Raw genomic sequence first — 798 nt, forward strand, 5'->3', positions numbered from 1 at the left:
GGATAATGGACTAGCCTTTCTTGCTGCGGTTCAGAAAGTGTTGCAGCCTACAGATATGAGTTTGAAGGTAGAATTACCAGAGTAATAAAGGGAGCGGAAACGCTCTCTTTTTGTGGTATAATGAGACCATATTTATAAAAAGATTATTTAGCATTTCTAAATAGCGAACTGCTTATGCCGTCAATTGATATGAAGGGGCATTCTTACGATGACTTTCTATCTGCGATTGAACGTCAAGGCTATTATGAAATCAAAAATCCACGTGTCTATAAACCAGGCACTAATAAAATTGAGCAAGTTGAAGGAATTTTCAGAATCAATCAATGGAGTAAATAAATGCAGATATATAAATTGAAAAATAAAGAAAATTATCAAAATTTTGTAAAAGACTATCGTGAAATAATGAAGGAAGGGAAAGAAGCTGAAGTTTTTCTAGGGACGGAACCGAAGTATCGTTTTCGACAACGAGATTCTTATGATGTGAATAGTACAGATATTGGAGTATTAATGGAATATTGCTTATATCCTCTGTATGTGGAAGGTGATGAGGATATAGCAAGAAGAACTTTTGACATCTTGAAAGATTTTAGCTTATCGACTGACCTAGTCAAATTAGATAAGGTGACTGATTATATTTCTATGCAAGGCAGTCGTTTAAGAAGATATACAAGCCTTCCCTTTGTTATTGAAACAGATGAATTGGTAAGAAATATTATAGAAAGCATTTCAAAATTATCGGATGAGCAGAAACGTACTTATACCTATGAAAGACTATGTAATGTATTAGACCGTAGTCCA

Annotated in this window: 2 protein-coding genes and 1 pseudogene; all 3 read left to right on the forward strand. The window is 34.0% G+C overall.

Annotated features, from left to right (window positions below; all coding sequences use genetic code 11):
- Positions 1–85: pseudogene (locus HMPREF1117_RS12110) on the forward strand (DUF6572 domain-containing protein); the annotation flags it as partial.
- Between the two features lie 83 nt (positions 86–168).
- The gene (locus HMPREF1117_RS11905) at positions 169–336 is read left to right on the forward strand and encodes a hypothetical protein (RefSeq protein ID WP_442852125.1); all 168 of its coding nucleotides are present in this window, start codon (positions 169–171) and stop codon (positions 334–336) included.
- Positions 337–798 (forward strand): NAD glycohydrolase inhibitor (locus HMPREF1117_RS06595; RefSeq protein ID WP_001167760.1); only part of this gene is annotated, 462 nt, incomplete at its 3' end. It lies immediately after the preceding gene.

Source organism: Streptococcus sp. SK643 (assembly GCF_000259505.1).
Lineage (GTDB): Bacteria > Bacillota > Bacilli > Lactobacillales > Streptococcaceae > Streptococcus.